The following is a 25391-nucleotide window of genomic DNA, read 5'->3' on the forward strand; positions in this document are numbered from 1 at the left end:
TAACGAAGTCTCCGAATTTAAGAATGTTATCGGGTGAACTGGGTATACCGGTGCAGTAAACTGGGCATCTCTGATGCCACTTTTTATACGTGGCGTAAAAAATGCGGCGGGATTTATTCGAGATCTTCACCATGAGCAAAAAACATACCGAAGTAAGCAAGTTCTTAAGTTACGTCCTACGCCATCAACCTGAATCAATTGGCTTAACATTAGATAGTGAAGGTTGGGCGGATATCAACTCATTGATTGCCTGTGCTAGCAAGGAAAATCAGAGGCTTGATCAACAGATTATCCAAGCTGTTGTTGAGGGTAGTGATAAAAAACGGTTCGCTATTTCAGAAGATGGACTCTGCATCCGAGCTGTTCAAGGACATTCAACGCAACAAGTAGATATTAGCTTTAAAGAGAAGATGCCCCCTGAGTTCTTATATCATGGTACAGCGACCCGTTTTTTGGAGGCTATCAAAGAACAAGGATTAATGGCTGGATCACGCCAGTATGTACACTTATCGAGTGATGAAACTACAGCCATAGCCGTTGGGCAACGACACGGTAAACCAACTGTACTAAAAGTTAATGCCCTATCGATGTACGAACAGGGCATTAAATTCTATCAATCACCTAATGGTATTTGGATGACTAAAACGGTACCTATTCGGTTCATTGACTTGTAATGATAGTTTCATCTCCTAAAGTCACACTACCAGCGAAGACCTCGACCAATATATTTTCAGATAGGAAAGCAACCTGGTAGTGTTTTACAGGTCTATAACCACCAAAGTGGCGGCTCCATGCAAGTGCAGTTTCGGAAGATGGGTATTCAATTAAAGCCCCCATTGATGGGGCTTTAACATTTGAAGCATAATTTATATTAGAAATAGGTATACCAGGAAATGCAGTTCTTGAAAAAGCACAGACCATATTGAATCGTAGCTCACGATAACCTGTCGCTTGTGGTTTATCTTCCACGTCGTACTCTACTTTGATCGAAAGTTCTAAACCTTTTGATTCAATAATTATTGAATTTTCACCATATGTAGGTAGCCACTCATAGAGGTCTATGATAGGTATTCCAGCACCAGCTTCCATTATTTTCTCCCTTGAGGAATAGCAGGGCTACCAGTTTCTGGAAGCTTATTGTTTTTTAACTGATCTGCAGCAAGCTCATTGTAAGTTTTCCCATTCATTCCAGGTACTCCCACATTTGTTTGATTAGTTCCATACCAATCAGATTTTGGTACTCCTGCGCGATCTAAAGCTACTGATGTCCGAGTATTAAGGATCAATTTCGTACCATTCATTTCTACATAATCAACAGCTAATTGATTTGGTTTGATAAGACCACTGCGAATCGCATTAGCTAAATCATCAACTGTATTAATTGGATATCCTGCTATTTGGCTGTACTTAGCAGCACCCTCAGCACTAAATGTTTCATTGGCCCTGATTTTTGATTGAGCAAAATTAGCATTTGCGACAGAACCTCGTTCCGCAGTTGTTCCTTTTATGGTGGCTTGTTCAGTTACCGTGCTCGGTTTTACACCAGATAAGCTTCCCGCACCCAGCGCCCCATAAGCCAAGTTACCTAAACCATCCGCCCCAGTCTTCAACAATGCCGCTTCTAGCCAATCACACTTACCAGCACACTGATCAATGATATCAGAATACCATTTCGCTGAGTCTTGATAAGCACGTCCTGCCATGTTGTCCTGCTGACGCAGTTCAGTATAAGCTTTCTCATCAAGTTCTATTTTCGAACGAGTATCAGCAACACAGGCTGCATCACCGGCATCCCAGCATGATTTCAGCTTCTGAATGTTATCTGCCGATTCTTGCGCCATATTCTTACGGATATTCTGTTCACAACCAGCATTTCCGTTACATTCTTTGTACTTTTCAGCATATTTCTGCGGACTTCCCTGGCTCAGGAAGTTATTCTCAACTGCATTCTTCCCGGCCTGCGCACCGGCAACGGCACTGCCCGTGCTATCGCCTACTAGGCCACCGGATAGTCCCGCCGCCAGGGAGCTGAGGTTAACAATAACCTGCTTTTGTGCTTCGGTCAGGTCTTTGGTCTCGATATTTGGGTACAGACTGTTTTTGATGTAGATGGCGGCCAGTTCACCGCTTAATGCCCCGATACCACCCGCGGCGGCGCTGTTGCCTTGCAGATGAGAGAGTACCGCCCCCAACACCGCATGCGCTCCAATGCGTGCCGCTTCATTATCTTCACCGGCGACATCTTTAATCATCTGTGCCAGATACGGGGCGGATGCACCGGCCAATGCTTTGGTCATATCACCACCCGCCAACCCTTGCAGGGCGGCGGTGGCGGCTTGCGCAATTTTCTGGTAAGTGCCACCGATGCCGTAATCTTTCATGGCATCTTTATAGACTTGCGACGCTTCTATCTCTTTCTGGGTCGGGTTGAGATTACCACCTTTCGCCAGTGCATCTTTCGCCGCTGTGGTGGCCTGTATCTGTCCCTGTGTGCTGATAACATCAAATACCTGCCCGCCAATCTCACCAATCAATTGTGCTTCTTTCAGGCGATTTTGCTCTTTCTCTTTGTCAAATATTGGGGTGAGGGCATTATTGGCATGCTCGACGTCGCGGCTCAGGTCATCGACATTTTGCTGCTGTTTGTCCGTATCACGAATAATGATGGTGCCATCAGACACGGCTGCATGGGTGGTACTCTGTGCGTTGCCATCATTATTAGCCCCCACCAAAACCAGATTTCCCATGTTACCGAGGAAGTTATCCGCCACACTACCGCCGGTGCTGATGCTGCCCCCCTGATGCTCGGTTTTGAACTCCGCTTTATTTTCAATATTACTAAAGCCTAGTGTGCCAGTATCCAGCCGGTTTTTATCCGCTGTTGCCGTAGAGCCAATGACTGCACCATTCAGCTGGGTGTGTTCTCCGACGGTAATATCAAAGCCACCTTTGCCCGCAAAGATACCAGTCTGCTCTTGCACCGAATCAAAGTTACTGTGCATTTTGTCTTGAGTGGCACTCAAGTTTGCCGAGCTGTTGCCCGCTCCCCACACCACCACACTGACGCCGCCACTGATACTCTGTTGCTTCGAGTCATAACGGTCACTGTCTTGTTGGCTTTGCAGCGTCAGGTTGCGGCCTACATCGGCTTCGACTTTGTCGCCACTGAGCTGTGCACCTAACAGGGTGGTATCGCGCCCGCTAGTCAGAGACAGAGTATTGCCACTGTCGAGAGTGGTTTCAGACCAATAGGTGCCATCACCACTGTCTTTGCCTTTACTACTATTGGCATTCGCGAAAATACTGAGCCCGATTTTATCGCCAAAAGTAATACTGGCTCCAATGTTGCCACCACTGCTGCTGTTGCTGCCTTCCGTTTTCTGGGTATTGGCTGCACCCAGTAATAACAGGTCGCGATCCGCATCCAACGTAGTGTCGTGACCGGCTTTGAGCTGGCTGCCGCCAATAATAATATCGCCACTGTTGGTGCTCTGACCTTTGCCGGTGGCGGTAATATTGAGGTTATTACCTGCGGTGAGGGTTGAGCCGCTAACAGCCTGTTGTTCCTGATGTTGCTGCGAGGTCGATTTTTGTGAGCCTAACGACACACTGATACCAATAAGGGTGCCGGTGCCGTTGTTGCCCTGCGCCTGTGCCAAATCGACGGCTTGTTTAGCGGATATACCGGTCAGAGCCGCTTTGGTTCCCTGTAATGCAGCTAAACGACCACTGGTCTCGTTTTTAGCATCTTGAACGGTCGTCACTGCTGTGTTTAGTGCTGAGCCAACCGCACCGGAAAGAGCTAATGTCAGACCACTGCTTTTTTGTTCATAGCGCTGGTCGCTGTTACGTTTGTCCTGGCCCGGTTCAATCACTACGCTATCACCGGTGATATTCAGGTTTTTATTGGCCAGAATATCAGCACCACCAATATGGGCGGTTCCGCCGGCGGTAATGCTGACATCACCTCCTGTACTGCCAATGGTGCTGGCACTTTGGCTTTGTGTCGTCCCCGAATCACGACTCTGTTGGCTTGATGAAGTGCTGCCTATGGTGACTCCAATGCCTCCGCCACTGAACATGCCACTCTTTTTCTGCTCAGATAGGCGGTAACTGGATTGCTCCTCGGTAGCCGCCACAATATCCACATTGTTGCCCGCAGTCAGTGCGACATTATTGTCACCCACTATTGCAGAACCTTTCACCAGCAAGTCATTACCGGCAGACAACGAGATATTTTTGCCACTGAGCAGCGAACCTTGTTCCTGTGTGGCGTAGTCTTCAGATACCACGTGGGTGGTAGTTTTTGACAACCTTTTTTTCTTGACAGTGGTTTCTTCAAAGAAGGAATAGTCGCTTTCAGTTGCCGTCGTCACATTGATGTCATGACCGGCTTTTAGTGCAATATCACCACTGGCTTGCGCCTGTGTGGCCTGCAGATTGATATCATTACCAGCCTGAATAGTGGTATTGCCACCGCTGACGATTTCAGTCCCTTGCTGACGGATGGATTCATTAATCTGTTGTTTGCGATCACCATGACTTTCACTATAGATGCTGCTTTGTTGGGCGTTAAGGTTGACATCGCGGCCCGCCTTGAGGGTGGTGTCGTTATCTGACACCAGCGCTGCTGCCTGTGAGTTGATATCACGGCCGGCATCCAGTGTCAGATTATTGCCGCTGGTTATCACCGCGCGGCTGGCATCAGTAGTGCGGTTTTCACTATTATTGGTTTTTTGTTGGCTGTTTTTATCTGCGGTTTGCAGGGAGATATCACGGCCTGCGGTGAGGTCTACATCACCTTTAGCAGCTAATTCGCTGGCAGTAAGCAATACATCATTGCCTGCATGTAGTGCCAGGTCGCCTCCGGCACTGATTTCACTGCCCAGACTGTCACGTTGTTCACTTTGTTGATAACCGTTACGTCGATCTTGCTGTTTATTATGTTCATCATTGCTGAGTGTAGTATTGGCTTTGATAGCAATATCACCGCCCGCCAGCATACTCAGGCTATCGCCAGAAGATACCTTGGCACCGGTAATTAAAATATCTTTTCCTGCCTTCAGGCTGAGAGAGTCTCCGGCGCTGATAGTGGCGGCATCGCCAATTTCCGTACGGGTTAATGACAATGACTCGCTATCCCAGCGACCATTGCCTGCCGTCGTTGCCGTCCACTGTTGGGTGAGTGTCTGGTTAATGATGCTGCCATCAAGGCTTGCCAATTCCACCCGCTGACCATCGATGTTGGAACCGATGTTATTGATGTCATCTATAGCACTCAGTTGCAGATCGCCGCCGGAAGTGATTTTCCCGCCTTGCAGGTTGCTAATTGAGGTTTGGCTATTCACCGCTAACAACTGGTCTGCGTTAAGGGTGCTACCCGCGTTAATAACTTTACCCGCATCAAGCTCCACTTTATTACCGGCAATCACACTGCCGGTTAATGAAGCACTGTCTGCTTTAGCCAGATATAACCTGGGTGCTAAAACAGTCTGGCCGTTAACATTAATCTCTTCCCACCAGACGATACTTTTGTTCAGAGCCGCAATTTGCTCTGGCGTCAGGCTGACCCCCAATGTCAACCCCAGTCCAGATTGAGCCTGTGCGGCGTTATCGATAAGGTATTGCATCTGGGCTAAATCAGAACCGAGGCCATTGATATAGCGCTGGCCCGTTTGGCTTAGAACAGCATTACTGATATAGCGGGTATCGAAAGCGGCATCTCCGAGGAAACGATAATCATAATCAGGCTTCAGGTTTAAGCGATCGAGGAAATAGGCTGAGCCAAGAAATTGAGTCTGGTCAGTGAATTGGCTGTTGTTTTCCCGCGGTGCAGCCCCCGGTTGCTGGCCTAACATGGCGTACAAACCGCCAAACAGGCTGTTATCCAATTGACCTAGCCCATTGAGTTGTGGGTTGGTGGTGATGAGATACGGGCTATTGGGGTCTGGATTGGTAATGAATAAGCCACTGTTGCCGCTGGGAAGAGGGTAATCAGCTAATCCCGCCCCCAGGCTTGCTAACTGACTGAGGGCATCACGCAGGATTGAGTCCAGCCCGCTATTTTGGTCCGCCAATAAGATCTCGCTGTCCGCACCACTGACTGAATTCGGAGGCGTGGTACTTTCCAGTATTGGCGCAGATAGCTGATGATTAATCCCACCACTCCAGGGGGCCTGTGTGGTATTGCTGAGATCCTGAGTAAAACTGGCTGTGACATTGCCGCCCGCCTGAATAACGCTGCGGAAAATCTCACCATCATTGTTAACAGTTTCATGATTAGTCAACTGGTAACGGATATTGTAATCTGTCGTGCTGTTTGATGACCCACTTTGAGCTGGTGGCGCATATTGATACACGCCGTATTCGGTCGATACCCCAGTCCACACGCTATTATTATTCAGTACATTGCCACGCAACTGGATGTCATTATTCGCCAGTAGCGTACTGGCCTGATTATTCAGGGTATCTGCGGTGATATTCAAATGGCGGCCCGAGGCAATGCGGCTACTGCTCCCGCTCGCTGTCGCGGTGACGGTTGTTTGATTTAGGGCCAAATTGAGTTCAGTAAAACCCGGCTTAGGTGCGTAGTAATAATGGGTTACTGTGTAATAAGAACATTGGTTAGCGTTACAGGCGTCACCTTTATGCCTCGTTGTGTAACTGAGAAGTTCATAGCTCCCGTTCTCTAACTCACTGATGGGAATACTGGCATAAGCACCATTTAGCCAGCCTTTGCTCTCACTCAAATCAACGCTATTCGAAACAACATTAAATCCCGCGCGCTGATTCAGCAGGGCGGTTGTATTGATAACGATATCGCCACGTTGTGTTTCAATGGTGCCAGAGGTATTAGTAATGGATTGATTTTTATTCCCGGCACTGTCACGTTGCATCGACAGATTATTTTCTGCCAGAATATTCCCTTGCAGATTAACAATGTGCTGTGCCAGCAATTGCATATTATTACCGCTGTAAAGCATTGCCCGGTTAATTAACTGACCGGCTGCACTTAACAGTAAATCACCGGCGGTACCGATAAAACCGTCATTAGTGATATCACTCTGGCTGATCAGTTGGATATTCCCACCACTTTGCAGGGTGGCGATATTGTTCTGCGTGATAGTCGCTGCATTGACGATAAATGTTCCGTTGCCTGCGCTCATCTTGCCCAGATTGCTGAAAGCTGCCGCGCTGCTCAGGGTGACACTTTGTCCTTGCAGGGTACCGTTTTGTACCAAATTACCTTGAGTGCTAACGGTTAAGATATTACCGGCGGTCAATGAACCATTTTGGTTTAGCGCCTGCACCAGATTGAGGGTTAAATCGCCCAGTGCGACTATTTGACCCGACTGATTCAACCCTTTGTTGTTCAGAGTCAAATGGTTACCGCTGGCCAGTTTACCGCTGGATAAGTTATTCACCTGCTCGCCAGTGACAGTCATATTTTGGCGGGTCAGTAGCGTTCCGCTGTTATCCAGTGTTCCGACATTCAGTACGAGATTATTTGACTGGAAGATGCCCTGATTGGATAAGGCCTTAAGGGTGGTATTGAGGTCGCCCTCGGTGAGCAAGGTTCCCTGATTATTCAAAGTGCTGGAATTGATGGTCAGACTATGACTTTGCAACCAGCCATTGTTGGTTAATATCGGGGCTGTCAGTGACAGTGTTCCGTCAGAAAGCAGTTTTCCACTGTTGACCAACTGATTTTGCAAGGTTAATGCTGCACCATTGTTCCCTTGTATCAACCCCTGATTAAACAGGTTTAGCGCCGTCAGCTTCAGGGTGTTTTGACCCAGAAAAACCGCACTCTCATGTTGAGTAAAGTCACCGCTAAACTGGGCTGCTAAGCTATTGTTGCCTTGTAACCAGCCCCTGTTTTCCCCTGAAATCCCCGTTAGCGCAAGGTCGTCAGCTTGAATGTGCCCATTGTTGGTTAAGTGCTCTGTTTGCAGTGTGACATGACGGGTGGATAAGGTTTGCCCACTCTCTTGCTGATTAAACTGCTTTGCAGTGATCGTCAGTGCATTCACGCCACTGAGCATACCTGCATTATCCAGGTTTCCGGTGTTAATATTCAGCGTATTCGCCAAAATTTCACTTTGATTGTCAAGCGCTGTGACGGTCAACACCACTGCGCCCTCGCTCAGCAGTTTACCCGTATTGGTGAGGGCCTGTCTGGCGCTGGCTGTCAGGGTGTCGGTGCCCAAGATAACACTCTGATTGCTGATGTTGTCTGCGACGAGTTGCAGTTGTTTACCCTGCACGTTACCGCTGTTTGTGAATTCAGCCGCCCCAATGGAAAGTTCATTTCCCGCCAATAGTTGGCCTGCGCTTTGATTCTCCAGAGTATCCGCAATAATTGCCGAGAACAGAGTATTCCCCTGAATCAGGCCGCTATTGGTTAGTGTATCACTGGCCACGGTCAGGTTATTTGCCAGCAGTTTTCCGCTGTTATCGAGTAACCCGGTTTTCAGTACGAGTGAGTCTGTTGCGGTGAGGGTGCCGGTAGACTGGTTTTGTAGTGTTTGCCCCAATGTCAGTTGCAGTTGTTTGGCGGTTAACTCACCCTGATTAAACAGACTGTTGGCTGATAACGCCAATCCCTGGCCGGCATAGGTTTTTCCCCGCAAAGTGGCGGTATCGACCAATTGCAGGGTGAGATTGCGCTGTGCTGCCAGTTGCGAGTCTGCGCCAGTGTGCAGAGTATTGGCATCAATGCGTAAGTCGCTGCCACTGCTGAGGCTACCATCCAGCACCAGACTACGACTTTGTAGCTGAGCATCATTCATCCCCATAACGCGGGAGGTTTTATCTTGAATAATACTATTTTGGGCTTTAGCGATTACCGTGCCGCCACTCAGGTTACTGTTCTTCCAACTCTGATCCTGACCTTTTATGTTTAGCGTGGCATGGGTGCCTACTTTGCCTTGCGCATCTACACCTGCACTGATCTGGCTATCTGTCACCTGTAATAGCCCATTGCTACTCAATGCGATATTGGCACCGCTGCTGAGTGTAGCCGCATTCAGATTTAGGTCATTTTGACTGTTAACCCGTATGTCTTGTCCGGCTCTATGGTCCCCACTCAGTGCAATCTGTTCGGCGTTGGCGATGATATTGCCTTGTGCCAGTGTGTTATTGAGGGTCAGCTTGCCGCTGCTATCCAATTGGATATCACCCTGGCGAGCATTGAGGTTACCGAGGTTAACGCCCACCCCTTTCTCACTGGACACCAGACGGATGCGATTGGCATACATCCCGCCTAACGCACCGGTATCAACCGCCACTTTGGGTGCATCACCTTTGGCTTGCAGCGCGCTGACATTACCAGCCGCGTCCACGCGATTGCTGCCGGCAATCAGTGTCAGGTCTTGTGCATAAAGTTGGGCGTTAATCTCAGTAGCACGACTAATAATCGACAATGCACCGCTCTGGCTGGCATCCAGACCTTTACCTTGAATCGAGATTGCTCCCTGAGTGACTTCCAACGCTTGCAATTTACCGTTGGCATCCATTATTGGCTTGCCGGTGGTCAGTGTCACATTCGGGGTATTAATAAATCCGCAACCATCGCAGGTGATACCGTACGGGTTAGCGACCATGATACTGGCTTGCTTACCGGCTACTTCCAGATAGCCCTGCAACTGTGAACGGTTGGCCCCCACCACTTCATTGATAATGGCTTTGGCTTCGTGACCTGCTTGTAAATTAGGGTTGTTTTGAATCAATCCACCCAGTTGAGATTGTGTTAATTGATCGGTGGCGTTATTGAGGATCAGTCCCTCTTTACCCACATTGAAGTCGTTATATTGGTTGTGGGAAACGCCAGACTGATTCGGTGTAGCGATGTTCACTACCGGCACACCATTAGCGGCTTTATCTAGCTGTGTATTGCCCCCGGCAATATTCACCTCCGCTGCCAGTGCGGGCATAATTGGTTGCAGTACCAGCAGGGTGCACAGGGTATAACTCAGCCATTGATGATGAGTTTTGATTGTTGACTCGTTATTATTCTTCATCCCTGATAACCCTATATATACAAACAGTTAGATAACAAAATTGATACGGTAATAAACAGAAACATGATCTGGCTCCAGCCAGTCGGGATAGGCCAGTGGCCAGCCGACAGTGAATTGGCTACTGAAATAGCGATTACGATTGCCCAGCCCGATGGCACTACCCCATAGCTTGCCTGAGGCATAACTGTCAGCGGTGTCATGACGCAGATAACCGCCATCAATGGCTGCCAGTGCAGTGATATTGCCTAGCAAGGGGAGGGTGGTCAGTGACCAGTTCACTTCGTTGCGCCAATAACCGCCTTTATCGCCTGATAGATACTGTTCTTTAAAGCCGCGCACTGAGGTTTCACCGCCAATAGTCAGTCGTTCGCTGCCATATAAATTATCCGGTGTCCATTGACCGTAGAAGCTGGTGAGCCAGTTCCAGTCCTGCGCCAAAGGTAGGTAATAACTGCCAGACAGTGTCCACTTATTAAATTCGGCTTTGGGGGCGCCACTATTTTTGCCATTATCATCTTCGGCTCCAAGCCAGGGGACACCACGACTGTAAGAGGGGTTCAGGGTGCTGTAGCCGCCCCACAGTTTTTGGCTGTGATTAACCCCCAGCATGATGCTTGATAACTTGCGGCTGCTGCTTTGCAAAAAGCTGTCATTGAGATAATTACGATTAAGGCGATGCGTTAGGCCAAGCGACAGACCAGTTTTCATCTCACTGTTCCGATACACCACACGCGAAATGGCGAAACGATGCGTCTGGCTGTCGCCACTGGAGAGCCAGTCAAAGCCACGGTTAGTTACGGTGGAGAGATAATCGCTGTAGGAATAGTTGTAATCCGCTAGCCAATAACCATAGGGGATACTGACTCCAGTCTGCACGCTGCGGGCATTATGGCTACTGGCAAAATCACTGCTACGCGAACCAGAAACGAACCACTGGTCGGCTAGACCCAGCAGATTATTGGTCGTTAGTGAGGCATTTATCTGACCTGTTCCGGTACTTTTCTGTCCGCTATTATCAAAGCCAAATCCGATGTTAATAGGAAACTCAGGCGTTGCGGTCAGATTAACAATGGAATAACCGGCTTCGGTCCCTGGCAATATTTCAATTTGCACTGGAGTTTGACGCAAACGATTAATTTGCTCCATACCCTGCTCAATATCACGCAGGTTAAGAATTTTGCCAACAAGTCCAGGGAAGGCCATCTTTAATTGGCGAGAGGTTTTGCCATCTAACTCTATTTTTTGCAACTTACCTTCTAGTACCGCCAGTTGTAAGGTACCTTGTGATAAATCCTGCTCAATAAGAAATGCACGGCTAGTAATATAACCCCGCGAAATATACCAATCAGATATTTCTTGTATTAACGTCTGGATTTGACTTAAGTCCAAACATTTATTCAGATAAGGTCGCAGTAATTTTTGTTTATCTTTAGGTGGTAAATGATCGGCACCTTGCAGATGAATAGTATTAATTATAAAACAGGCTCCGGCCGTTGCCGGAAGCGTTTTTGGCGCGATCAGCTCAGGGGTTAGGCTACGCTGTAATTCCTGACGCTGGCGCTGGTTCTGTTCTAAAATGTCACGCTGTTGTTGCTGAATAGTATTTCTATCCGCAGGACTCAGCATATTGGCACAAACAGTCAATGATAATGACAGATACAGCAAAGCCGCTGCTGTCTGTAAATACTTAGACATGGCATCCATTCCAGATTTTATTGGATTTACTATTTTGGCGTATTATATCCATTAGCAGAATTACTGCAATTGAGGAAATAAAACACTAACGGTCGCACCTTTTCTTAACGAGCTGATGTGGAAGAAATAATGTTGAAAGTCAGTGGTTTCTTTAAAGTATAATTAAATAGATTATGCTTATTTTTAAGTTTGTTTACCTATCTTATTATAAATCAATGCAATTTTAATCTTAAAACATGACTTTGTATGAATGCTTACTCCGATTACTGGTGGTGACTATTTTATTTGCATATAGCGTGATTCATAACGCATTTTGATGGGATTTTCATAATACAAAGAGACGCTGTTTATCTACATAGGACTTTCTTTTTCCGGCTATGTGTCACTCACAGGCTGGTGTAAGTATCAAACTTTAGGGGGTTACGACCTCTATGGTAGTACCGTCTGAAGGCAAACTCGTTGGTTGGAAAGCAAATCCTCAGTGAGCTTTCATCACTCAGGTAATGCGTACAGCCAATCATGGCACTTGAGGCACTGTTTAGTCCCGTGACAGTGATGGTTGCACCAGTACACTTCCAGCGTTGTTTGACAGTGTTATAGGGAAGCTGACGAGGTTTGATTATCCCCAAGTGGGGTTTGTTGGGCCCGACATCCTTCGATTTTTGATCTAGTGTTTTTGCTGCGGGTTATAGCAGGAAGGGCAGTAATAGCACTCAACTGCTGAACCTAGAAAAATATTTGCACTATTAACTCGTAAGCCCTCTGTTGTCAGGGGGGTTCTGATGAGCTGATACATAATGACATTCTTAATTACCCTACGTTTTATGCATGGTTGGATCCGCCTCCGGTACGTATGGCGGCCCATGAAATTACTTTGAGATAATGTGTAGTAAAGCTATGCGGTGAGAACCTTAGGGGTCAGCAGCCTGTTTGGGATGTATTGATACAGTGAATGTTGGTTTTACAGTACTTGCAGTATTTTTCCCGTGATAGTGACCCGCGCATAATGAGATATGTAGTGGCATAGTTAATTTGGCCACCTGAATAGAGGTGATATCATCGCCTCATAATCAAAAACAGGTGACATTATGACCGGACGTAACAGACGTAATTTTAGCCCTGAGTTTCGCCTCGAAGCCGCTCAGTTGGTTCTCGATCAGCATTACACTGTTGCCGCCGCTGCCACGGCAATGAATGTCGGTAAATCTACGATGGATAAGTGGGTCCGCCAGTTGAAAGAAGAGCGAGCGGGAAAATCACCCATAGCTTCACCAATGACACCTGAGCAGATTGAAATACGCGAGCTGAAGAAAAGACTTCAACGCGTTGAAATGGAAAGAGATATATTAAAAAAGGCTACCGCGCTCTTGATGTCAGACTCCCTGAACAGTTCTCATTAATTGAGAAACTCAGGGCGCGATTTCCTGTTGCCGTTGTGTGCAACGTGTTTGGGGTTCATCGCAGCAGCTATAAATACTGGCGGCAGCCAAAGAGGCCTGATGCCACACGAGTAGTATTACTCAGCATGGTTCGTGAAGCTTATCGCGAAAGTAATGGCTCCGCAGGTGCACGTAATATTGCCGCGATGGTCACCACCAAAGGCGTAAAACTGAGCCGCTGGCGGGCAACAAAGCTAATGAAAGAACTTAATCTCATCAGCTGTTAGCAGCCTGGTCATCGATATAAAAAGGCGTCTAAGAGACACGTAGAGATCCCCAATTATCTGGAATGTCAGTTTGCAGTAACCGAGCCTAATCAGGTCTGGTGCGGTGATGTGACTTATATCTGGACGGGTAAACGCTGGGCTTATTTAGTCGTTGTGCTTGATCTGTTTTCCCGTAAACCGGTTGGCTGGGCGATGTCATTTTCCCGGACTCTGCACTGACAGCTAAAGCGCTGTCCATGGCCTGGGAGGCACGAGGAAAACCAGCTGATTTGCTGTATCACTCGGACCAAGGTAGCCACTATACCAGCAGGCATTTCAGACAGTTACTATGGAGATATCAGATAAAGCAAAGCCTGAGTCGCCGGGGGAATTGCTGGGATAACAGTCCAATGGAACGTTTTTTTAGAAGTCTGAAAACAGAGTGGGGGCGGGATAAGGATACGCTAATTTTAGCGAAGCCAGCATCGCGATAACACATTACATCACGGGATATTACAGCCAGCTCAGACATCATCAATATAATGGTGGTTTGACGCCAAATGAATCAGAACGATTGTTCTGGAAAAACTCTAAAACCGTGGCCAGTTTTGCTTGACCACTACAAAGGCTTCCCTCGTTTTTTCAATCTTCATCAATTGAGTACAGTGTGAGGGTTCGTACGGCTAAGTCTGAGGCAAAAGCTTATAAGTTTGAAGATAGTGATGGCTACCCTATTGTTTAGGGGGCAAGAAAAGATGCTGGCGTTGGGGAAATATCCTGAGGCTCTACTGACAACTCCTGAATCGCTAGGTAGTCAGCCTTGCACAAAAGGGGCGTTAGCCCCTAATATTTAGCCAAAACAGTATTTATTTACGTTCTTTATTCGCTTGTGCTAATACAGAAGCTGCTAACTGCTTGGTTAATTCACTGGAATGTGGGTTATCAAGTGCAGCAGATGCCTTATGTTCCATTTCTCCACTTGTCTGATTTGGTGTCCCTCGTTGAGAGAGAGCAGAACCAGCAAGGCTTTTCTGGATTGCAGAAGAGTTAGGATCATTCAAAGTTTTCGCAGCAACGGAAGCTACCTTGCCAGATGTTTGTTTCGTATTTTTACTCATGAGCTAAATCCTTTTAATAGAAGTATTGATATAGTATATATTGTGTTTAAATATCTAAAAAGCACAACATATAGTGCCAATCCTAATATTTAGTAGTAACTCTTTCAATAGTCACTCAGACTTTTACTGGACTAAATTACAGTTAGTTGCTTATCCGGTATTTTATGTTGTTAATTTAACCTAAAATGATGTTATTTAGATGTTTTAACTACTGTTTGTCTGCTAACGATCGGTTTTGCACTATTAATCTGCATAATCCATTCTCTTTTCTGTTTACTGATAAATAGAATCGATATAGTTACTTACCATACATATCTAAAATAACGGTTATATATCAAAATTTAGAGGAAATATTAAAAATTTGAGCAATAATTGCTTTTACTAAATTAGATAAATAACTTTAATAATATTGTGCTGATGGGATGTGGTCAATTTTAGCGTAATAGGCTAAAGGATGGCTTTTATGTACCATAAAACTAAACGATTTCTCGAACAAATTGGCTTGATAAAAATCAGTGAGTAGTAATAAATCAGAGTTAATTGCTATATTTAAAATCCTGTTTTCTATTTGTGAAAATAATCTTTTTCTCGTTCTGCTAGTTTTACGCCGTAATACATTCTGATAAATAAGCTGTGTTTAAATAACTGACTCAATTGAGATATGAGATCCTTATCGTGACATTAACCTGAAAGCCCTCGGCCAAGGTGCTGTTTGTCTAAATATTGATGCAACCCAGGCTGGTCATACATTAACTAACGAAGAATTAGCAAAACTTGATTCTTCAGATAGTTTTGGCGATATCGCTCTGTTTTACAAACTTTTGACAACTTTATACAGCAAACAGACAACTCGACGCATGATAAGATGAATAATCGCTGCACTACTCCCTGAGTCCTGCACAAGAGGTTTTATCATGTTAATAAAACAGGTCGTGAGAATAAAACAGGCAGCAACTTTATTTGTATTGTTTCTGCTTCCGCTGTTTGTTATGGCCAAGGCGGCAACCCCCGCCGTTACTGTTAAATCAGAACTTTCTGCGCCAGTCATGTTGGCCAACAGTGAAGATAAAAATTACCTAAAAATATCTCTGACTGGCTTTAATCTCGACAGCAAACGTCGTAGTCCAATTAATCTGGCATTGGTGATTGACCGCTCTACTTCAATGACCGGTGATCGTATCGAGAAGGCGCGAGAGGCTGCAATTCTGGCGGTAAATATGCTTGATGCTGGCGATACGCTTTCGGTGGTGGCCTATGACAACAACGCTGAAGTCATTATTCCGGCAACTAAAGTCAATAATAAGCCAGCGCTGATTGCCAAGATTCAACAGCATATCCACCCGATGGGAATGACGGCCTTATTTGCCGGCGTCAGTAAGGGCATTGGTCAGGTGGATAAAAACCTGAGTCCTGAGCAAGTGAACCGCATCATTCTGCTGTCTGATGGTCAGGCAAATACTGGCCCAACTTCCATCAGTGAGCTCTCCGATCTGGCTCGAATGGCTGCAAAGAAGGGGATTGCTATCACCACTATCGGTCTGGGTGAGGACTATAACGAAGACCTGATGACGGCTATTGCTGGCTACAGTGACGGTAATCACTCCTTCGTGGCCAATTCCGCCGATTTGGAGAGTGCTTTTACCAAAGAGTTTCAGGATGTGATGTCAGTGGTGGCACAAGATGTCATCGTCCAGATTAAAACTAACAATCAAGTGAAACCGGTCCGGCTGCTAGGCCGTGACGGCGATATCTCTGGTAATACGGTTAACGTGAAGCTAAACCAGCTTTACTCCAATCAGGAGAAATACATTCTGCTGGAGGTGATACCAGAGAAAGGGAGTGATAATCAGAAAAAAAATCTGGCCGACGTCAGTGTTAGTTATCTTAACCTCAGCAGTAAGCGGCAAGATAACGTCAATGAGCGGGTTATCGTCAGCTATAGCAAGTCGGTAGCTAAGGTGAGTGATGCCGTTTTGGAAGAAGTTTTGGCGGAATCAGAGATTCAAAAAACGGCTCTGGCCAATGACGAAGCTATCAGACTTATCGATGCAGGGAATAAGGAGGAGGCGAAGAAAGTATTAGAATCCAATGCTGCTGCATTAGGTTCTATGTCATTCTCTAGCCCTGTCGCCGAGAGAAAAGTGAGAGAGAGCACCACTAAGCAGCTCAAGCTGGCGGAGGATATTGACAGTAAAGATGCTGCCACCTACCGTAAGGAATTAAAAGAACAGAACTACAATGTCAAACAGCAGCAGAAGTAACAGTTAACTTTAATGCTGAGTCAGTAGGTTGGCTCAGCGTTTCCATGGGATGGAACATGAAATCGTCGAGAAGTCTGTTTCTTTTTACGTTTATCACCTTCGTGATTTTTTCCGCGATTGCCTATTTTGGCTATCGTACGCTGACCCATGAAACGCTGTTACGGCACTACCAAAACCAACGTTTAGCCCAGAGCCATACTGAGCAAGTCAGTACGGTTATTTTGGACCTATTGAATCAAAATGCAGTGCGCCTTAGCTCGATTGCTGCCTATATTAATTTGGACAGCGAAACTCTCAATGCATTGGTCGCTCAGGAGAGCAGTGTTGATGCTCTGTTTGTGCTGAAGAAAAATCAGCTTTTGTTCCCCAATACCGAGCTTGCGCTGACGGAGAAAGAAAAAAGCTGGGTGCAGGCCATCACTCCCATCGTGCAGGACCCGAGCATACTCTACAGCCATCATTTTACCGACGAACAGACCCAGCCAACCTCCGGCTGGTATCTTAGCCGTGACGCTAGCGATCCATTGCTTATTTATTGGCGGCAGCAGGGCAGCCATGTTATTGGTTTTAAGGTTTCCTACGTCAAACTACTGTCTGATGTGATTAACTCGCTGGATTTTGACTATGCGCCGAATACATTGCAGGTGCTGGATGATGGGCGCTTACTCTACCAAAGTGATCATCAGACGTTGGCCAGTGATCGGGTTGCATTGAACTCTCAACACCTGCCTTACCCACTGAGCGCCTGGCAGATAGACTATTATGCTAAAGCGGTGAACAGCACTCCTCTTTACCTCTGGGGCGGGCTGATGTTGGGGCTTCTGATGGTGATTATCGGGTTGGCAATGTTGTATCTGTACCGCGAGTACACCCGCCAGTTGCGGCTCGCACAGCAGCAGGTCAGTTTTGTGGGGCAGGTATCCCACGAGCTAAAAACGCCGCTGACCAATATCTCTCTGTATGCCGAAATGCTTCAGGAATTACAGCCGGAAGAGAGCCCGCCCTCTAGCCCCAGCCAGCGCTATCTTGCGGTGATCCTCAATGAGAGTCAGCGGCTATCTCGCCTTATTCAAAATATCCTCAGTTTTACCAATACGCCAAAAGTACACTGGCAGCCTGTAATCTTGCGCCCATTACTAAACAATATTTACCACGCTTTTACGCCCGCTTTTGCCGCGAAAGATATGGAATTGGTGCTGATAGTTAATGGCGATATTCACCTCACAACTGATGTCGATCGGCTGACGCAAATTATCAGTAATTTTCTCAGCAACGCCGAGAAATATGCGGCGCAGGGAAAGCGGGTGGAGTTGATTGCCGAGCAGTCCGACAACAGGGTGCTGATTCGGGTACAAGACTACGGCAGCGGTATGGCAGCCAAAGAACTGAAAGCCATTTTCCAACCTTTCTACCGAGTGAAAAGCCACATTACCGAGGGTGTATCAGGCACCGGTATCGGGCTCACCATTGCCAGACAACTGGCGACAAGTTTGCAGGGCGAAATTTTAGTCAGCAGTGGCCCAACGGGTAGCTGTTTTACCCTTAAACTGCCCATCACCCCGGATGAAAAAGCCAACATAGGCAAGGAGCCATCAAAGTGAAAATATTAATTGCCGAAGATAATGCCCATATTCGCAATGGCCTGATGGAGGTTTTGGCGCATGAAGGCTATCACCCTATCGCGGCAGAAAATGGTGTTCAGGCACTGGCGCTATATCGTCAACAACAGCCGGATTTTATTATTCTCGATATCATGATGCCGGAACTTGATGGTTACAAAGTCTGTCGAGAGATCCGCAAGCACAATTGGCAGATACCCATCGTCTTTCTGTCAGCCAAGGATGAAGAGATTGATCGGGTGATTGGATTAGAACTGGGGGCGGATGATTACATCAGTAAGCCCTTTGGTATTCATGAGATGCGCGCCAGAATCAAGACTATTGCCCGCCGTTGCCTACGAGAGGCGCCGCTCTCGGAAGAAGATGCTGGCTTTCCGTTTGGGGATCTGACGGTTATTCCTAATGAGCTGTGTGCGACTCGCGCTGAGCAGCGCCTTGAGTTGTCACTGCGCGAAGTCAATATTCTGCGCTATCTTTATCAGCATAAAAATCGCGTTGTTACCCGGGATATGCTATTTGATGCGGTGTGGGGATACGACCATTTACCGCAGAGCCGGACACTGGATCAGCACATTTCCAAGCTGCGCAAAACTATTGAGCTCGACCCCGTTAATCCTGTATTGATTCGCACTGTGCATGGCATTGGTTATCGATATCAAGGCGGTGAATGCAATCATCCCACATAACTCTCTACTCGCTATTCAGCCTGGCTGAAGCACCAGGCTGATAAAGTTGTTAAGCGCCGACCTGAGTCAGTAAGGCAAACAGTTTTCCTTCAAATGTCTTACTCACCGGCCATGCGGTAATATCGACCCGCTGTGGCAGATGAAAACCGCACTCGGTCAGCAGTTGTTGATACTCAGCATCTCGCCATGCCGTCATTTGATTACCAAACCGCGTGACAGCACCATTTTCTTCTATTGCCCAGAATAATGTTGAACTGGTCTGTGCCGGCTCATCCCAAATATTCTCCGTCAGCAATAGGTGTGGAGTGGCAAGAAACAGCCCCTGTGGGCAGCGCTGCCAACTTGGTTCTGCCAGACCCTGACGTTTTATCTCATCAAAATCATGCACTTCTACTAGCAATTTTCCTCCCGGAGCCAGCCACTGTGCGCAGCGGCGCAGCAGATCCCGGGCTTCTGTGGCACTGAAAACATTGATTTCACCGAAAGTCATCATAATGAAATCGAATGGTTGAGCCGGGGAATATTCCCGGACGTCCTGCTGTTGATATTCGATGTTGAGTCCTGCTGCCAGCGACTGTTGGCGGGCATACTCGATAGAGGCTGGCGAGAAATCCACCCCAGTACAGTGAAAGCCGCGTTGTGCCAGTAACTGGCTATAGAACCCCGGACCACAGCCGAGATCGAGAACCCGCGCGTTAGCGGAAAGTTGCTGGGCAATCCAGTCTACCTGCTGCTCGATGATCACGAGCTTCCGGCTAGCCCAGTCATGCTCCTGCGACAGGTGATTATCCAGCATGCGCTGGCTAAAGTCGGGGGCATCCCAAGGGATTTTACTTTCATCTGCCGACAGTTTTATCGGTTGATTAATAAGAATGATATCGCTGATACCCATAGATACTCCTTGTGCCCCCATCCTCAGACAGGGGCATTATTTTATTTGTTGATGCTGCGAGCCATTCTAGTGAAATCAAACCAGCACCCACTTTCAGTCTTCACTATGTTCTGAGAAAACAAAGTGTTCATCGCTAACGTCTTAGCAATTATCCAACTGGGCACGAACGTTATTTAGCCCGGTGGTGTTGATGCGGTATGGCTGACCATTGACGGACTTAATCAGTTTCTTGGTTTTGAGTTTTCTGAAGACGGCAAGTGTGCAGTCGCTGAGCAGCAGCCCTTCGCGGCTATAGCATTCAACTGATGTGACGCGCCCGGAGGTATCACGGATGTGCGCAATACGTCCACCTTTGGCGAGAACGTGTAAGGTACGTTGTTCCTGACGGGATAAATTCATACTGGAAACCTATTAATCATCATGTGCAAAACGTGCAAACACACAGCGGTGTCCGCATTCGATTTCGGCGCATTGATAACCAGTCCGGCCTGAAAAGGTCGGCAAGCTGATTATCGGATGATTACATTCTCCAGCATCAAGCCTCGGTATGAGTTGAAAGGGATTTACATCGTGAATAATAACACGCGATTTTTATGTGGGAATAGCGGCATCCCAAAAATGTGATCCACAAAGAGAAAACCAACGCACTGTGGCTATCTCCTTATCGCTAGAGAGTCGTTCGCCAAGATTGGTTCCGCCTTGACCAATGACAAGGCGGCTTGGGTATTCGCCACTTTATAATCAGGGCCGTTTTTCTTCTTACTGGTATGAAAGCATGGCTTATCAACTGAATCTTAATTGGCCCGAATTTTTAGAGAAATACTGGCAAAAACAGCCTGTTGTATTGAAAAATGCCTTCCCAAACTTTGTTGACCCTATTACGCCGGATGAACTGGCGGGTTTGGCGATGGAAGCTGAAGTCGATAGCCGTCTGGTCAGCCATAACAATGGTCAGTGGCAGGCCAGTAATGGGCCATTTGAGCATTTTGATAATCTGGGTGAAACTGGCTGGTCGTTATTGGCGCAGGCGGTTAACCACTGGCATGCCCCGTCAGCCGAACTGGTGCGCCCATTTCGGGTGTTACCGGATTGGCGCTTAGACGACCTGATGATCTCCTTTTCTGTTCCGGGCGGCGGTGTCGGACCCCATATCGACCAGTATGATGTCTTTATCATTCAAGGGATGGGCAGCCGGCGTTGGCGCGTTGGTGATAAGTTGCCTCTGAAGCAGTTTTGCCCGCACCCAGCCCTGTTGCACGTCGAACCTTTCACGCCAATCATTGATGAAGACTTGGCGCCGGGTGATATCTTATATATTCCGCCGGGCTTCCCACACGACGGTTTTACCCATGAAACAGCCTTTAACTATTCAGTCGGTTTTCGTGGGCCGAACGGGAGGGATTTAATCAGCAGTTTCGCTGATTACGTGTTAGAGAACGATCTTGGCGGTGAGCACTACAGCGACCCAGATTTAACATGCCGGGAGCATCCGGGGCGAGTGGAAGATTATGAGCTCGACCGCTTGCGCAAGATGATGCTCGACATGATTAATCAGCCGGAAGATTTTAAACAGTGGTTTGGCCGTTTCGCGACAACACCGCGCCATGAGCTGGATATTGCCCCGGCAGAGCCGCCTTACGAGCAAGATGAGATTGCCGATGCCTTGAAACAAGGGGCGGTTTTGACGCGCTTGAGTGGGCTACGAGTTCTACGAGTTGCTGACAGCTTCTTCATCAACAATGAGCGTCTGGATACTGTCGATCCTAAAGCCGCTGATGCACTGTGCCGCTACACCACTATTGGGAAAAAAGAGCTAGGTGAAGCCTTAAATAATCCGGCGTTTATCACTGAGTTAACCGACTTGGTTAATCAAGGTTATTGGTTCTTCGACGAGTAATCCAGCTATTCATCGTGGCTTCCGGCAGCGTATATTGCGACGCACTGTGGAAGCCGCTCCCTCAATACTCCCTGCTATCGCCAAATATCCTATTCCCAGTCTTATAAATATTAAGTAGTAGGGTTTATGGATCGTTATCTCGAAGAGCGGCTCCTCCCTCTGGCAAGTTATTCTTGCTCTACGGGTGGAGCCGTGAATTATGGATGAACTTCCCCGATGAGGCCCTGGTGAGGCGATATCAGCATTTGCAGACAGAGCTTGAAAAAAACAGATTACCCATACAACTTGTATTGATATATTTTGGCTCTGTCCCAATAAATATAGACACTTAATACGATGGCGGGAACGGGTGAAAACCACTCTTGTAACACTTTAAGGAAAATGATATTACAGGTGGTTGGAATGAATGAATTTGATTATAATTATTAACACAGGAAGGTATGTTGCGAAAATGAATATCAACGTTACGGATACGCCAAACCCAGAAGACGAGGAGTATGTCATCAATGGTCTTTGGGCTCACAATAATAAAACGGAAATCGTAGACATTCACCCATTGTTCGTCACTGTTACCGACGACAACGGTAAAATTGTTGCAGGATTAGTTGCCAGGACATGGTGGGGCGGGCTTGAGGTTCAATACCTTTGGGTCAGCGATGAATATCGTAAAAGCGGTTATGGTCGCCAGCTAATGGAAAAGGCGGAAGAAGAAGCGATTAAGCGTGGATGTCATATGGCTTATGTGGACACTTTCGATTTTCAGGCCAGAGGCTTCTATGAAAAATTAGGTTACAGCGTATATGGCAATTTAGGCGGGTATGCTAAAAAGCATACTAGATTCTACTTGGCGAAAGACTTTTAACCCATTTTTGATCGGCGAGGTCGCCATGGATTTGCCCGATAAAAATAATGAAATTTATTTCAAGGGCCTTATTGCCATGATGGAACACTTAAGTGAACCATGGGGCATTAAAGATCTAAATTCTCGCCATATCTATATGAATAAGGCTGCTTACCTCTATACCAATACGCCATTGAGTTTTGATATAGAAGGGAAGATGGATGATGAGTTTCCAGCGCATTGGGCTGAATTTTCCCCTGAGTTTATTGAACATGATAAAAGGACTGGCGAGACTCAAGACCGCGTTACCGTAATAGAAACACATTATTGGTATGGTAAAGAGACTTTGACACCCTTTATCAGTGAAAAACTGCCTATTTATAATGATAGAAAAGAAGTTATCGGTGTTATGTGGAGCGCCAAACCACTTAATACTTTATCCCCTCTAAAATATATCAATCAACAAAAACCCAGTATTCTGACAACTGAAATTAATAACAGTACATTTACTCGGGCTGAGCTTGACGTTATATTTTTAATGCTGCAAAGATTTTCCGTTAAAGAAATAGCCAAGATATATAACATCAGTACTAAAACGATAGAAAATAGAATATATACTATTTATCAAAAATCTGATGTCCACACGTTGCAACAATTTGAGGAGTTTTGCAAATTTGCAAATTTGGATAATTATATTCCGGATCGACTGGTGGCAAAAGGGATCCAGTTTATCTGACAACTAAGGGTACACCTTATCGTGATCAAAATTGAAGATTATCCATTGAGCCGAGTGCCACAGGATAAAAGGGTTTCATTTTTAAGTGTCGCCATCGTACATATGGGGATGTTAACCGCGCTGGATCAATTCATGCTGGGTGCGGTACTCGGTAACTCCATGACTTTGGCTGATGCATTCACTGCAATCCTCATTGGCAGCATAATATTTGGTGTGGTGACTTACGGTCTGGGTCTTGCGGGGATGCGTGAAGGGATTTCCGGCAGTTTGCTAGCCCGTTGGTGTGGTTTTGGTCGCTTAGGATCGGTACTTATCGGGATTGTCGTTGCCGTCAGTTTGCTCGGTTGGTTTGGCATTCAAAACGCTATTTTTGCTAAATCTCTGGATTTTGCACTGGGTCATAAACTTGGGTTTGGGTTTGCTGCAGCCTTATCGGGTAGCTTGCTAACTATCTTGGTCGCCTTTGGTTTTAAAGCACTGCGTATTGCCGCCCGCATCGCGGTGCCAATGTTTATTTTGCTGGTAGCTTATATCTCTATAACTACCTTGTCAGGCCATAATATTCACGAAATCATCCAGTTAGTTCCACCGGGTGACCCTCTGCCGATCAGCGCGGGTATTACTATTGTTGTTGGGGGAGCCATTGTGGCGAGTCTGATGACCCCTGACCTGACACGTTATTCCAAAAATGGTAAGCATGTTCTTGGTGTGACGATTTTCACCATTATTGCCGGGGAGTTCATCGTCAATGGCTTGGCTATCCTGATTGCTAAAACTCTCGGCACGGCAGATGTCGTGACTATCATGTCCCAAGCGGCTGGTGGCGCGGGTCTGCTGGTTGTGGTGTTCTCTACATTAAGGGTTAATGACCTCAATTTGTACTCTTCATCACTCGGCATTGTTAACGCAGTTGAAGGTTTAACCGGTAAAAAGCTGAAATATACCTTCACCACCTTAGTTATTGGTGTATTGGGTACCACGCTGTCTGTATTGGGAATATTGGACCGTTTTGTCGATTTCCTAACAGTTCTGGGGGTCGTATTCCCGCCAATTATCGGCATTATGCTGGTGGACTATTATATTTTGCGATCTCATCGCAAAATTCTGGATAAAAGCCGCCAGGAAGGGAAACTGCCTGATGATAATCAAACACCGGCCATCGGCTGGGTGGCAATAATTGCCAGTATTGCCGGCAGTGTGGTGGGGCTAGTGACTGAGTGGGGGATTCCGACCATTAACTCATTGGTTGCTGCCAGCGTTATCTACTGGGTATTCAAAGTTGCCATCAGTCGCAATCAAAACTCAGTAGAATCAGAAAAAGCGGTTTAATACGGTAGTGAATCATATAAATACTCCCCAAAGTATGGGGAGTATTTAAAGCTGACAATAAAAAGCGCAGCCATAAGCCGCGCTTTGCTATTTCTGATTCTATTAATTCAACAAGAACGATTTACCTTGTTTTAGCACTAAATCACAGGCTTTGGTTTTGATTTTTTCTGTAATTTGCTCGCTACCAAGATCGTTCAGATTTAAACTCTTCCCTTCGCCAGTTTTCAGTAGCCCACCTAAACCTTCCTGATAGTCTTGGCTCTTAGCATTTTCAGTGCTGGTGATCCCTAGCTTACTCATCAGTTGGTCTTTAATGGCGTTGGTACCATTGGCGGATAGCACATTATTTTGTACGCAATATTGCAATATACCGGCGGCATTGGTCATGGAACTGGCACTCAGTCCCTTATCGCCACCATTAAGTAAACCCGTTAGCGACGACAGTGAAGATGAACTGTCGCCAGATTTACTGTACTGATCTGCGGCACTCTTTACTGAGTCTAATAAGCTATTAGCGTTAACTGAACCAGCTAGCAGTGTGGTGGATAAAGCCAAAGCCAGTGTCAGGCGATGAGTGATAGTCATAGAAACTCCTGTTTACAGTGGAGAGCACAGCATATAGAGCGCGATATCGCAGAAAGGCTGCCAAT

14 protein-coding genes and 2 pseudogenes are annotated in these 25391 nt (G+C 46.6%); 9 read left to right on the plus strand and 7 right to left on the minus strand.

Annotation, left to right across the window (positions count from 1 at the left end; all coding sequences use genetic code 11):
- Positions 1 to 131 precede the first annotated feature (131 nt).
- On the plus strand, positions 132 to 674 hold the full coding sequence (gene kptA, locus FTA96_RS12360; RefSeq protein WP_145573901.1) for an RNA 2'-phosphotransferase: 543 nt from the start codon (positions 132 to 134) through the stop codon (positions 672 to 674).
- Here the strand turns inward: kptA and FTA96_RS12365 are convergent.
- The 3 genes from FTA96_RS12365 to FTA96_RS12375 are packed head-to-tail and all read right to left on the minus strand — an operon-like array spanning position 661 to position 11726.
- Positions 661 to 1089, minus strand: a complete 429-nt coding sequence (locus FTA96_RS12365) for a hypothetical protein (RefSeq protein WP_145573903.1) — start codon at positions 1087 to 1089, stop codon at positions 661 to 663. The two genes, kptA and FTA96_RS12365, sit on opposite strands and share 14 nt — an antisense overlap.
- Complete coding sequence (locus FTA96_RS12370; protein WP_145573904.1) at positions 1089 to 10022, minus strand: hemagglutinin repeat-containing protein; 8934 nt, start codon at positions 10020 to 10022, stop codon at positions 1089 to 1091. The genes FTA96_RS12365 and FTA96_RS12370 overlap by 1 nt, the downstream gene beginning before the upstream one ends.
- Before the next feature lie 27 nt (positions 10023 to 10049).
- Positions 10050 to 11726, minus strand: a complete 1677-nt coding sequence (locus FTA96_RS12375; protein ID WP_145573906.1) for a ShlB/FhaC/HecB family hemolysin secretion/activation protein — start codon at positions 11724 to 11726, stop codon at positions 10050 to 10052.
- A gap of 1079 nt (positions 11727 to 12805) precedes the next feature.
- Between FTA96_RS12375 and FTA96_RS12380 the strand changes: the two are divergent.
- Positions 12806 to 13978 (plus strand): annotated as a pseudogene (locus FTA96_RS12380) (IS3 family transposase).
- Positions 13979 to 14228: 250 nt separating this feature from the next.
- On the opposite strand, the gene FTA96_RS12385 reads toward FTA96_RS12380, so the two are convergent.
- Positions 14229 to 14480: a hypothetical protein gene (locus FTA96_RS12385; RefSeq protein WP_050109574.1), complete on the minus strand. Its 252-nt coding sequence runs from the start codon at positions 14478 to 14480 to the stop codon at positions 14229 to 14231.
- A 914-nt stretch (positions 14481 to 15394) separates the two neighbouring features.
- Here FTA96_RS12385 and FTA96_RS12390 point away from each other — a divergent pair.
- Genes FTA96_RS12390 through FTA96_RS12400 form a run of 3 tightly spaced genes read left to right on the plus strand, consistent with a single transcriptional unit; the run spans position 15395 to position 19046 of the window.
- Complete coding sequence (locus FTA96_RS12390; protein ID WP_145573908.1) at positions 15395 to 16741, plus strand: vWA domain-containing protein; 1347 nt, start codon at positions 15395 to 15397, stop codon at positions 16739 to 16741.
- Positions 16742 to 16797: 56 nt separating this feature from the next.
- A complete protein-coding gene (locus FTA96_RS12395; protein WP_145573910.1) occupies positions 16798 to 18342 on the plus strand; it encodes a sensor histidine kinase in 1545 nt (514 codons plus the stop codon).
- Positions 18339 to 19046, plus strand: coding sequence for a response regulator transcription factor (locus FTA96_RS12400; protein WP_050109571.1), 708 nt, complete (start codon positions 18339 to 18341; stop codon positions 19044 to 19046). Before FTA96_RS12395 ends, FTA96_RS12400 begins: the two co-directional genes overlap by 4 nt.
- A gap of 61 nt (positions 19047 to 19107) precedes the next feature.
- Here FTA96_RS12400 and FTA96_RS12405 read toward each other — a convergent pair.
- Positions 19108 to 19938, minus strand: a pseudogene (locus FTA96_RS12405) (class I SAM-dependent methyltransferase); the annotation flags it as partial.
- A 141-nt stretch (positions 19939 to 20079) separates the two neighbouring features.
- The gene (locus tag FTA96_RS12410) at positions 20080 to 20337 is read right to left on the minus strand and encodes a YjhX family toxin (protein ID WP_050109569.1); all 258 of its coding nucleotides are present in this window, start codon (positions 20335 to 20337) and stop codon (positions 20080 to 20082) included.
- A 376-nt stretch (positions 20338 to 20713) separates the two neighbouring features.
- Between FTA96_RS12410 and FTA96_RS12415 the strand changes: the two genes are divergently transcribed.
- The 4 genes from FTA96_RS12415 (at position 20714) to FTA96_RS12430 (ending at position 24741) form a co-directional block, all read left to right on the plus strand.
- The gene (locus tag FTA96_RS12415) at positions 20714 to 21835 is read left to right on the plus strand and encodes a ribosomal protein uL16 3-hydroxylase (RefSeq protein ID WP_050121668.1); all 1122 of its coding nucleotides are present in this window, start codon (positions 20714 to 20716) and stop codon (positions 21833 to 21835) included.
- Positions 21836 to 22286: 451 nt separating this feature from the next.
- Positions 22287 to 22697 carry a GNAT family N-acetyltransferase gene (locus FTA96_RS12420; RefSeq protein WP_050109583.1) on the plus strand — a complete coding sequence of 137 codons (411 nt, stop codon included), beginning with the start codon at positions 22287 to 22289 and terminating at the stop codon, positions 22695 to 22697.
- A gap of 25 nt (positions 22698 to 22722) precedes the next feature.
- Positions 22723 to 23412: a helix-turn-helix transcriptional regulator gene (locus FTA96_RS12425; protein WP_050133321.1), complete on the plus strand. Its 690-nt coding sequence runs from the start codon at positions 22723 to 22725 to the stop codon at positions 23410 to 23412.
- 21 nt (positions 23413 to 23433) lie between these two features.
- A complete protein-coding gene (locus tag FTA96_RS12430; protein ID WP_145535302.1) occupies positions 23434 to 24741 on the plus strand; it encodes a cytosine permease in 1308 nt (435 codons plus the stop codon).
- Positions 24742 to 24843: 102 nt separating this feature from the next.
- On the opposite strand, the gene FTA96_RS12435 is transcribed toward FTA96_RS12430, so the two are convergent.
- Positions 24844 to 25326, minus strand: a complete 483-nt coding sequence (locus tag FTA96_RS12435) for a DUF2501 domain-containing protein (protein WP_145573912.1) — start codon at positions 25324 to 25326, stop codon at positions 24844 to 24846.
- Between the last annotated feature and the right edge of the window lie 65 nt (positions 25327 to 25391).

Origin of the sequence: Yersinia alsatica, from assembly GCF_902170305.1 — a bacterium.
In the GTDB taxonomy this organism is placed as follows: Bacteria; Pseudomonadota; Gammaproteobacteria; order Enterobacterales; family Enterobacteriaceae; genus Yersinia; species Yersinia alsatica.

Excerpts from the sequence above, each read along its gene's own strand:
- FTA96_RS12385 (WP_050109574.1), bottom strand. The coding sequence starts at position 14,480 with ATGAGTAAAAATACGAAACAAACATCTGGCAAGGTAGCTTCCGTTGCT.
- FTA96_RS12370 (WP_145573904.1), bottom strand. The coding sequence starts at position 10,022 with ATGAAGAATAATAACGAGTCAACAATCAAAACTCATCATCAATGGCTG.
- FTA96_RS12415 (WP_050121668.1), top strand. The coding sequence starts at position 20,714 with ATGGCTTATCAACTGAATCTTAATTGGCCCGAATTTTTAGAGAAATAC.
- FTA96_RS12390 (WP_145573908.1), top strand. The coding sequence starts at position 15,395 with ATGTTAATAAAACAGGTCGTGAGAATAAAACAGGCAGCAACTTTATTT.
- FTA96_RS12425 (WP_050133321.1), top strand. The coding sequence starts at position 22,723 with ATGGATTTGCCCGATAAAAATAATGAAATTTATTTCAAGGGCCTTATT.
- FTA96_RS12395 (WP_145573910.1), top strand. The coding sequence starts at position 16,798 with ATGAAATCGTCGAGAAGTCTGTTTCTTTTTACGTTTATCACCTTCGTG.
- FTA96_RS12410 (WP_050109569.1), bottom strand. The coding sequence starts at position 20,337 with ATGAATTTATCCCGTCAGGAACAACGTACCTTACACGTTCTCGCCAAA.
- FTA96_RS12365 (WP_145573903.1), bottom strand. The coding sequence starts at position 1,089 with ATGGAAGCTGGTGCTGGAATACCTATCATAGACCTCTATGAGTGGCTA.
- FTA96_RS12375 (WP_145573906.1), bottom strand. The coding sequence starts at position 11,726 with ATGGATGCCATGTCTAAGTATTTACAGACAGCAGCGGCTTTGCTGTAT.
- FTA96_RS12435 (WP_145573912.1), bottom strand. The coding sequence starts at position 25,326 with ATGACTATCACTCATCGCCTGACACTGGCTTTGGCTTTATCCACCACA.
- FTA96_RS12420 (WP_050109583.1), top strand. The coding sequence starts at position 22,287 with ATGAATATCAACGTTACGGATACGCCAAACCCAGAAGACGAGGAGTAT.
- kptA (WP_145573901.1), top strand. The coding sequence starts at position 132 with ATGAGCAAAAAACATACCGAAGTAAGCAAGTTCTTAAGTTACGTCCTA.